Source organism: Acinetobacter sp. UBA2063, assembly GCF_002333245.1.
Lineage (GTDB): Bacteria > Pseudomonadota > Gammaproteobacteria > Pseudomonadales > Moraxellaceae > Acinetobacter > Acinetobacter parvus.
The window spans coordinates 1-8,381 of sequence record NZ_DDAH01000153.1 but is presented as its reverse complement, the minus strand read 5'-3'; the positions used below and the strand labels follow the sequence as shown (position 1 = coordinate 8,381).

Sequence of the window (8,381 nt, the reverse complement as noted above, 5' to 3'; positions counted from 1 at the left end):
GCAAAAGTGGAACCGATCAAGCCTAAGGTAGAACCTAAACCTGTAGAGAAGAAAAAAATTGAACCTGTTCCTGTAGAAAAGCCGAAAGTGATTGCTCAGAAAGTACAAAAAGTAGAGTCAAAGGTCATTCAAGAAGATGATACTAAAGAAAAGCTGAAGAAACAGCAGGATTTGGAAAAACAAAGATTAGATCAATTAAGGCGTGAGCAAGAGTTAAAAGACCAGCAAGCCCGTGAGCAAGAACTAAGAGAGCAGCAAGCGTTAAGAGATCAGCAGGCTCGTGAGCAAGCTCAAAGAGATCAAAAAGCACAGGAAGATGCGCGTAAGAGTCAAGCTTTGGCACCTGGCGAAGTGTCATGGTCTCGAAGTCCAAAGCCTTCATATACAGATGCGGACTTACAAGGTAAGGATCGAACAATGGTTGTATACATTGAAGCAGATCCTTCGGGGAAAATTTTGAATGTCACTGTAAAAAAATCAACTGGTTTGCCGAAATTAGATGACATCGTACTAAAGTCTGTGCGAAGAGCTAAATTTAAACCAACTAAAGATGGGCGAGCTATTAATGGTGATTTACCATTAGAGCTAGTGAAGAGTTCCTCTTAGCCTTTGTAGCAAATTAAATCAGGAGTTCGTATATGAACTTTTCAGTTTATTGGCAACATGCAGATGCAGTGAGTAAAACCCTGTATTTCATCCTTTTAGCAATGTCGATTGCAACGTGGACGATCTTTATTCTACGTCTATTAGGAACACGCCAATTAAAAAAACAGGCTTACAGTCAACTTGTTCAAGCTTTGGCTCAGCTTAAATCTAAGTTACAACCTTTGACCTTTGAGCAACGCAAAGCGGTTGCTGAGCAAGCTTTACTTCGTCAAATCTCGGCTGAAAAATCTCAAGCAGAAAAAGGTGTATCTGTTCTTGGAACAATTGCTTCGCTTGCGCCATTTGTGGGTTTGTTTGGGACTGTTTGGGGAATTTTCCATGCACTGGTCGCTGTAGGTACGAGCGGTCAGGCAGGCTTAGCGCAAGTCGCAACACCTGTTGGTGAAGCGTTGATCATGACTGGTTTGGGATTATCTGTAGCGATTCCTGCGGTATTGGCTTACAACGTTTGTGTACGTTTCAATCGTGGCTTGGCACATGATTTACAAGATCAAGCGCATAGCCTGTTAATCGATACGATGTTGCAGCAAGAGACACCTATAAAAACAGAAACTAAAGCGACTCAACAAAGCTTAGTTGGAGGTCAGGCTTAATGGGTTTTCAATTGGGTGAAGACCACGATAGTGGCATGAATGAGATGAACCTCATTCCTCTGATCGACATTATGCTGGTATTGATGATTATTTTCTTGGTCACAGCAACGGTTGCCAACCCCTCCATTCCATTAACCTTGCCAAAAACAACGGCTGAGATACAGCCACCGCCACAGAAACCGATCACGATTAACGTGAACCAGCAAGGTGAAGTGGCTTGGAATGCGGAAGTGGTAAGTCTGGATGAGCTTGAGCAACGCTTTCAGGATCAGGCGAAGCAGTCTGTTCAGCCTACCATTGTGTTAAGGGCGGATAAAGAATCAAAATATGATACAGTTGCTCAGGTGATGTCCCGTGCCAGTGAGGCAGGTTTGACAGATATCGCATTTGCCAGTGAAAACTGATCTTGTAGTGGGCTGGATAAAAAAAGCAACTCTATGATGAGTTGCTTTTTTTTGGCTATTCGGTTTTGAGCAAGTCCGCAAACCTCGAGCGTAGCTTGGAAAGCTTGGGTGGAATGCTAAAGTTGCAATAACCCTGTGATGGGTTACGGGCATAGAAATTCTGGTGATACTCTTCCGCAGGATAAAATGTAGGTGCTGGACTTAACTCGGTGACAATGTTGAGGTTTTCATCTTCCAGACCCTGAATGACCTGTTCAGCCTGCTGTTTCTGTTCATCATTAAAATAGTAAATGACGGAACGGTATTGTGTGCCAATATCATTGCCCTGACGGTTTAATGTGGTTGGATCATGTGTGGTGAAAAACACGTTCAGGAGTTGTGAATAGCTGATCTGCTGTTCATCAAAATCAATCAGGACCACCTCGGCATGCTGTGTATTGCCCTGACAGACCTGCTCATAATTTGGGTTGTGGACAATACCGCCCGCATAGCCACTCACCACTTTTTCTACACCTTTAAGTTGTAAAAACACAGCCTCTACACACCAAAAACATCCACCACCAAACAGTGCCTGCTGCATATATTTCCCTTTTCTAATTTTTCAGAATGCTATTAAAGTAAACGAAGTGCCTAAAAAGTAAAAGCCCGTATTTGAAACGGGTTTTTACTTTTTACTTCAAGACATTATCAGTTCTTGAAAGGAAGCGGCTGAATAACCGTCACAAACTTCACTAAAGTTTGACCTGATTTATCTAGAAACTTCAGCTCATGTCCTTTCACCTCATAGCGATTGGTTTGTGCCAGTGCATCATTGTATTCACGAGAAATAGTATCCTGGGCACCATGACAGGCCATTAATGTTGACGCTATTTGACCCAGCTTTAAGTGTTGATTATTGCTGTCAAAGCTATCCTGTATTTTGTTACAACCATCTGCACCTGCAAAACGCTTGTTTTTTGCATCAAAATAAATAGCAGGGCGGTTGGGACTGTCGACCTCTAGGAATTTGCCGTTGATTTCTGTGCCAATCCACGGACGTTCAAATAGGGTAATTGTTTGTTTTGCTGAATATATTACATCAAAATATAATATGAAATGATTCACGGTTTTATATGTCTTTTCGTAGGATGAACGTAGTTTTTGGTAAATATTCACGTGAATTTATACTTAATTATTCATTCTTTGGTAAACCTGTTCGAATCAATCTGGAAAATGCCTCACTGCTTTGGTCTGACTGCTGCCCAAAATCTGCGGTACGCGTATTGATATGGGCCATCTGATACCATTCTTTCATGCTGTAATTTTGATCCACTGCCTTAAGATCATAGAGGTAATTGGGTAGATAGCCTGATGCCAATAAACGGTAATCTTTAGGCAGTCGTTGTGGATTAATCGCCTGTATCATATCAAATACCAGCGTAGTACAGTTACTGGTCAGCGTGTTGTACCATTTCGCCTCAGCTTGCAACTCATCAGCCTTGTCGAGATACTCGATGAAGAGGGCCTTGCGTTCAGTGGCAGGCATTTTAATGGGAAATAAATAGACTTGTTCATGGCGGATATTGCTTCGGGTATACACAATGTCTTTTTCGTCAGAGGCAACTAGGCTAAGTTCATATTTACGAAAAAAACCGCCAATGGCTGAAAACTCTTCACCCTTTTCTTTGCGAATTTCAATAGAAAAAACCAGGGGCTTTTGATCAGAGAAATCAAAGCTGACCAATGTATGGGCAATTTGTGGCCCCATCCAGTAGGAGGTAATCACATTCACGCCCGTGATTTTATTCAGGTCTATGTGACGGTCTTCCCAGCGAATATCGTAGCTGCCATCTTTATGCCAGTCAAAATTGCGGACCTTATGCAAGGTTACAAGGTCACCGTGTTTTTCATAACTCAACTGCTCGGCAACTTCAGGATCCCAGTCTCGGTTCTGTTTTGCATCCTGGGAAAAATACCAGCCAAGTGAACAGGCAAACACCAGAAAGTAGATAATGATGTCGGTACGGCGGTTAAATAAATGCCCACTGACATAAAAGCCAATCAGACTCAGGGCAAATAAGCCCCAGATGACAATGACCACACGGCTAAGCAGCGTTCCAAGAGGTTGTTGAATCCATAAAGCAAGGCATAACCAGATACTGGAGATGATCACGAACAGGGCAAAAAGGCTGTGTAGGAAACCAATCCCTAGAGCAATAAAGAACTCTCGTGATGCAATGTTATGCATAAGCCTTCGCAATCCATTTTTTATTTTTGGTAGCTTGCAAACTCGAACGCTATATCGGTTTTTTCATCAGTATAATGTTCTGAGTTTACTTTATAAAAATCCTCAGAGAGTTCTGGATAATGTGCGTCTCCCCGAACATCCAGATCCACATGGGTCAGTTCAAGGCGATCGGCAATCGCAAGTGTTTGGTTGAAGATCTCTCCTCCACCTATGATAAATAAGGATGACTTTTCAGCGTGTTGTAGGTCTGTAAGTGCACCATCAAGTGCCTCTTCGATGCTGTGCGCCACCTTGACACCCTCATACTGCCATGACGGATCACGGGTAATCACCCAGTTCACACGGTTTGGCAGGGCACGTCCCATTGATTCCAGTGTTTTACGGCCCATGATCACCACACCACCTTGGGTGATGGCCTTGAAATGCTTGAGGTCAGCAGAAATATGCCAGGGTAGAGCATTGCCCTTGCCGATGCAGTTGTTTTTATCCATTGCCACCACGTGAACAACTTCTATACCTTGCCATGCCATTTGATCGTCTCCCTCATCTGATTTTAAACTGCCACAGGTGCCTTGATCGCAGGATGTGATTCATAACCCACAATTTCAATATCTTCAAATTTAAAATCGAAAATATCCTTGATGTCTGGGTTAAGCTTTAACTGGCACAACGATAAGGGTTCACGCGTAAGCTGTAACTGGGCCTGCTTAAAATGGTTGGCATATAAATGCGTATCACCGCCTGTCCAGACAAAGTCACCTACCTCTAAACCGCATACCTGCGCAATCATATGTGTAAGCAGGGCATAGCTGGCAATATTAAATGGCACACCTAGAAATACATCCGCGCTACGCTGGTAAAGCTGGCATGACAGTTTGTTATCCTGAACAAAAAACTGGAACAGGGTATGACAGGGCGGCAAAGCCACTTTCCCAGCCTCGTTTGGATTCCAACCTGACACAATCAAACGGCGTGAATTGGGATTAGTTTTGATTTCATTGACCAGCCACTTGATTTGGTCAAAACCATTTTGCTGGTAGCTGCCATCTTCATTTTGGGTTGCGCCAAAGTTGCGCCACTGGTGGCCATAGACAGGCCCAAGCTCACCCTCTGGGCGGCCAAAACGTGCGGTTTGTTCCGCAGTTGCCCACTCATCCCAAATGGTGACTTTGTTGTCCTGGAGATAATGAACGTTGGTGTCACCTTTCAGGAACCAAAGTAGCTCAATCACAATGGAACGAAAGTGAACTTTCTTTGTGGTTAAAAGTGGGAAACCTTTGGAAAGGTCAAAGCGCATCTGATGACCAAATACCGAACGTGTACCCGTTCCAGTGCGGTCACCCTTGTCACCGCCATTGTCGAGGATATGTTGTAAAAGGTCTAAATATGTACGCATAACTTTCTCTAAAACATTCTGTGGTTAATCAGGATAGGGATTGAAACCAATGAATATGGAACAGCAAAATTGTTGTCATGATACCCTGATTGCGCCCAGCATGACACTTGCGATGTGTAGTATTTTTTCATTTTCCAATATAAAAAAAGAGCGCTCAAGGCGCCCTTTCGTCAGCAGTCAGGCTTATTCTGTGATAAAGCTAACTTTACCATCCGCCAAAGATTTTACGCGTGCCAGCGACTCAACACGGTAGCCTTTCTCAAGCAGGACCTCGCGGCCTGGCTGGAATGACTTTTCAATCACAATCCCGACACCCACAACTTCCGCATTGGCTTGATGAATGAGGTCGATGAGGCCCAGTGCAGCCTGACCATTTGCCAGAAAGTCATCAATCACCAGTGCCTTGTCGGTTGAACTGAGATGCTTGTTTGAAATGGCAATGGTACTTTCAGTTTGCTTAGTGAAGGAGAACACTTTAGAGCGGTAAAGATCATCCTTAAGTGTTAAGGACTGATATTTACGGGCAAAAATTACAGGAACACCAAGTTCCAGACCCGCCATGATGGCTGGCGCAATCCCCGATGCTTCAATGGTGATGATTTTGGTAATTCCCGCATCTTTGAAACGGGCGGCAAATTCCTTACCAATTAACTGCATCAGTACAGGGTCGATTTGGTGGTTCAAGAAAGCGTCAACTTTCAAAACTTGGTCAGATAGAACGATACCTTCATTTAAGATTTTCTGTTCTAAAGCGTACACGGGAGAATCCTCTAAACGGATGCTGTTTCAAGCAAAGGCATATTTTAAAAAGCATCCCAAAAATTGCAAGCCAAAATTATCGGGTTGATGCAGTTTTCAACCCTATTTACACACTGAACCCGAAGCCGCATATTGTTTTAAAAATTAGTTGGTTTTCCCTGAATAGCCTGTCAATAAAAGGCCATAGGATGATTTGCCATCATTATGGGTCACTTTTACTGGCAGATAGTCGAGCTTTGGTGCCAGCCAGAAAACGGTATTGCGTTCAGGCTTATCATGCTGGAGTACCACCTTAATTGTGTTAAAAGTACCATAATTGGTCTTGACGGTTTCGTTGCCCTGTTTCACAAAACGACGTTCATCCACAGCCTTGTCATCAGCAATCAAGTAGCGCGGCTGGAGTGTGTTGCCATTCTTTAGGTCTTCACGCAACTGGAGTTCGGCGTTCAACTCATCCAGTGCACCTGCCTGCCAGGCAAATGAACGGGTTTTGTCATCCTTTTTGGTGTTGATCACCTTGCTGGCTGGATTGAAGTTGATGCTCATGGTGTTATTGTGGATCAGGACTTTACTGCTGCGGCTAAATTTTTGTGAGATGATTTTATTGTCCACAAAACTAAACTGGCTGGTTTCAGTTGCGGATGCAATACCACCTGCCTTTGCATTGAATACATAGGTCCAGTTGTTGCCTTGTTGCGAAAGGGTACGTGTCGCAGAACCGAGATTCTTGTTATTGTAGCTGAACTGATAGCTCGCCTGAAAAGGGGCCATTGCCAATGCATGACTCGATAAGCCTGCACATAGGATTGCAGCTGAGGTTACTGTCGTAAAACCAAGAACTTTCGATAATTTCTTTGTCATAACATGGTTTCCTTTGAGTGAGTCGCAAAGTAGAACACTCATTTATCATTAAGATTTATAGGGTCTGTTGATATTTCACAGATGCTTGCGACAGAGGACATTTTTTAGACGGTACAAGGCATGACTTACGAAATTTAGCTATCCTAAATGAGTAAGGCATAACGCAGTAGCGGCAAAAAATGTCCCTGTCCCGCAGGGTTATGGCTAAAACTTCTCTAAACTGCGTTATGAAACTTGACAAGGGGGTCGCCATTGCCTGCGTTTCATGCCTTGTTTATGTCGTTTTAGCCGATAACGCAATGCATGGCTGAAATGTCAACAGACCCTAGTTATTATGCCTGTAGATTATGAAGAAAAGATCAGGTTTTTTACTAAGCGCTTGTTAATTTTTCGTATAAAACATGAAGATGTGTATTTTTGAGGCGTGAAAGATTTTATAACATGCCCTATGTATGCGATTTCCTTACCTTCTGCTATCTTTCTGTTGGATAGGGGTAACTTCAGTCTCGTCCAGCCCATCATCATCAAGGTGATCTTCGTTGGATGGATACAGGATTGCGGCCAGATTGACATTGCCCCAGACAATCAATTCGGCGGGGCGTACTCTGGCACGGTTCACATGCACCTTGCTCAGTGTTTCGATAATACTTGGCTTATTTTTAAACCATTGGTTTAAATCAAGATAAAGTAAATCATCTTTGACAATAACGACTTTAAAATGCTCTAAAATTTTGCCTAGAGGATCTTCATCACGAAATTTTTGATAATACCAAATCGCAATATAAAATCCCCATTTCTGCAAGATGTTCTTGAAACGTGCTTCAATGACCTGAGTATTGCTAATCTGTTCAAACACCATTAACTGTACATCTTGATTCATTTCCATCTGAATCAATTTTAAGTCGACAGATAAAGTTGTGTGTAAGCCCTTAACGTCCAGAGTGGTATAGAGGCGTAGCCAGCCATCATAGAGGTCAGCATGCAGGTCTTGCATAATACTGACATTTTCTGTGACATAACGTTCCATTGTCGCATTGACAAACACTTGCGACAATGAAAATTCTCTTTCTTCTTCGATGAATTCTTCGGCTTTTTGGTAAACTTTACGTAGACGTTTAACAACGGATGAAATTAGCGTTTGCATAAAAGTTGTTCCAGAAAGTGAATTGTTTTTAATGCAATGCCACAATCTTTGTAATAACTAAAAATAAAAATAAATTTCTAACTTGCAGTGTAGCAAAATTAATTGCTACATTTTCATAAAATGATGATATGGAAACACTGTAGCTATAAGTGGATCACGTTTTTGTAAAATTTTGAATATCGGTTAGGTTTTTATACGGTAACCACCGTTGGGGATGAGGCATTTTTGTCGCTTGAATCGCATGTTGAAGAAAATAAATTTTCGTTCTGAACTGTCTCCTTAATGGTGGCAAGATCCAGTCTTTATTGCAGCAGTGGCTTTGGCGATGCTG

Annotated in this window: 11 protein-coding genes and 1 pseudogene; 4 read left to right on the top strand and 8 right to left on the bottom strand. The window is 42.6% G+C overall.

What is annotated here, in order from left to right; all coding sequences use genetic code 11:
* The 3 genes from B4H32_RS07010 to B4H32_RS07000 form a co-directional block, all read left to right on the top strand.
* On the top strand, nucleotides 1–606 hold a 606-nt coding region (locus tag B4H32_RS07010), incomplete at its 5' end, for a TonB family protein (protein WP_286801034.1).
* A 32-nt stretch (nucleotides 607–638) separates the two neighbouring features.
* The gene (locus B4H32_RS07005; RefSeq protein ID WP_286801033.1) at nucleotides 639–1,259 is read left to right on the top strand and encodes a MotA/TolQ/ExbB proton channel family protein; all 621 of its coding nucleotides are present in this window, start codon (nucleotides 639–641) and stop codon (nucleotides 1,257–1,259) included.
* Nucleotides 1,259–1,663, top strand: a complete 405-nt coding sequence (locus B4H32_RS07000) for an ExbD/TolR family protein (protein WP_004680539.1) — start codon at nucleotides 1,259–1,261, stop codon at nucleotides 1,661–1,663. Before B4H32_RS07005 ends, B4H32_RS07000 begins: the two co-directional genes overlap by 1 nt.
* A gap of 55 nt (nucleotides 1,664–1,718) precedes the next feature.
* Here B4H32_RS07000 and msrA read toward each other — a convergent pair whose 3' ends face one another.
* From msrA to B4H32_RS06960, 8 genes are all read right to left on the bottom strand, one after another.
* Complete coding sequence (msrA, locus tag B4H32_RS06995) at nucleotides 1,719–2,243, bottom strand: peptide-methionine (S)-S-oxide reductase MsrA (protein WP_004674608.1); 525 nt, start codon at nucleotides 2,241–2,243, stop codon at nucleotides 1,719–1,721.
* Nucleotides 2,244–2,350: 107 nt separating this feature from the next.
* Nucleotides 2,351–2,767 (bottom strand): META domain-containing protein, encoded by a 417-nt coding sequence (locus B4H32_RS06990; protein WP_228127116.1) that lies wholly within the window; start codon nucleotides 2,765–2,767, stop codon nucleotides 2,351–2,353.
* A 67-nt stretch (nucleotides 2,768–2,834) separates the two neighbouring features.
* Nucleotides 2,835–3,890, bottom strand: a complete 1,056-nt coding sequence (locus B4H32_RS06985; RefSeq protein ID WP_004680535.1) for a DUF4105 domain-containing protein — start codon at nucleotides 3,888–3,890, stop codon at nucleotides 2,835–2,837.
* Nucleotides 3,891–3,910: 20 nt separating this feature from the next.
* Nucleotides 3,911–4,420, bottom strand: coding sequence for a dihydrofolate reductase (locus B4H32_RS06980; RefSeq protein ID WP_004756163.1), 510 nt, complete (start codon nucleotides 4,418–4,420; stop codon nucleotides 3,911–3,913).
* A gap of 23 nt (nucleotides 4,421–4,443) precedes the next feature.
* Entirely contained in the window at nucleotides 4,444–5,286 is an 843-nt protein-coding gene (gene thyA, locus B4H32_RS06975; protein WP_004763756.1) for a thymidylate synthase, read from the bottom strand.
* A 183-nt stretch (nucleotides 5,287–5,469) separates the two neighbouring features.
* A complete protein-coding gene (locus B4H32_RS06970; protein ID WP_004756157.1) occupies nucleotides 5,470–6,045 on the bottom strand; it encodes a xanthine phosphoribosyltransferase in 576 nt (191 codons plus the stop codon).
* Between the two features lie 144 nt (nucleotides 6,046–6,189).
* Nucleotides 6,190–6,906 (bottom strand): DUF3108 domain-containing protein, encoded by a 717-nt coding sequence (locus B4H32_RS06965; protein WP_286801027.1) that lies wholly within the window; start codon nucleotides 6,904–6,906, stop codon nucleotides 6,190–6,192.
* A 463-nt stretch (nucleotides 6,907–7,369) separates the two neighbouring features.
* Nucleotides 7,370–8,050 (bottom strand): hypothetical protein, encoded by a 681-nt coding sequence (locus tag B4H32_RS06960; protein WP_286801026.1) that lies wholly within the window; start codon nucleotides 8,048–8,050, stop codon nucleotides 7,370–7,372.
* Nucleotides 8,051–8,291: 241 nt separating this feature from the next.
* Here B4H32_RS06960 and B4H32_RS06955 point away from each other — a divergent pair.
* Nucleotides 8,292–8,381, top strand: a pseudogene (locus B4H32_RS06955) (energy transducer TonB); the annotation flags it as partial.

Coding starts and splice junctions, on each gene's coding strand:
- B4H32_RS07005 (WP_286801033.1), top strand. CDS start 639: ATGAACTTTTCAGTTTATTGGCAACATGCAGATGCAGTGAGTAAAACC.
- B4H32_RS07000 (WP_004680539.1), top strand. CDS start 1,259: ATGGGTTTTCAATTGGGTGAAGACCACGATAGTGGCATGAATGAGATG.
- msrA (WP_004674608.1), bottom strand. CDS start 2,243: ATGCAGCAGGCACTGTTTGGTGGTGGATGTTTTTGGTGTGTAGAGGCT.
- B4H32_RS06985 (WP_004680535.1), bottom strand. CDS start 3,890: ATGCATAACATTGCATCACGAGAGTTCTTTATTGCTCTAGGGATTGGT.
- B4H32_RS06980 (WP_004756163.1), bottom strand. CDS start 4,420: ATGGCATGGCAAGGTATAGAAGTTGTTCACGTGGTGGCAATGGATAAA.
- thyA (WP_004763756.1), bottom strand. CDS start 5,286: ATGCGTACATATTTAGACCTTTTACAACATATCCTCGACAATGGCGGT.
- B4H32_RS06965 (WP_286801027.1), bottom strand. CDS start 6,906: ATGACAAAGAAATTATCGAAAGTTCTTGGTTTTACGACAGTAACCTCA.
- B4H32_RS06960 (WP_286801026.1), bottom strand. CDS start 8,050: ATGCAAACGCTAATTTCATCCGTTGTTAAACGTCTACGTAAAGTTTAC.